Raw genomic sequence first — 490 nt, 5'->3', positions numbered from 1 at the left:
TTCCGGCGCCGCGACCGGCGGGAGGCCTGCCCGGGACGGGAACGGGACGGGGAGAGGGGTCCCGTCCGACCCGGGAGTCGTCAGCCGAACAGACCCGGCGCAGGCCTCGGGAGCTCGGCGCGCAGCAGCTCGTTGCAACCGGTGCAGGTCGGCGCCACCACCCAGTCCTGTTCGGACGGATCGGACGTCAGCTCCACCCCGGCACCGCACACCGACACCGCACTCGACTCACCGCACCACCGACGACCCCGGAACGCGTGCCGCACGGAATCCCCCCAGGACGCCAGAAATGCCGCTCACCCATCACCCACCGCCACGCACTCCCGGCAGGCGTCCCGATCGAACACGCCGTCCGGACACGCACCCCGCCGCAGGTGCACCGGCCCGTACACGAACACCCCGCACCACGCAGGCAACGCACCACCATCGGACCGCCGCACCCCGTGCCACCGCGAATCCACCGGCCCGCACGACGCGGCCCAGATCGGAA

The 490-nt window shown here is 73.1% G+C and carries 1 protein-coding gene; it reads right to left on the bottom strand.

Going from position 1 to position 490, the window contains the following annotated elements:
- Positions 1-296: 296 nt before the first annotated feature.
- Positions 297-490: hypothetical protein (locus LCD31_RS28800; RefSeq protein WP_224963326.1), on the bottom strand; the 194-nt coding region annotated here is incomplete at its 5' end.

It is taken from the genome of Saccharopolyspora sp. 6M (assembly GCF_020176775.1).
GTDB lineage: Bacteria > Actinomycetota > Actinomycetes > Mycobacteriales > Pseudonocardiaceae > Saccharopolyspora_C > Saccharopolyspora_C gregorii.
Note: the sequence above shows the minus strand (reverse complement) of the source record. Positions and strands in the feature narration are given on the sequence as shown.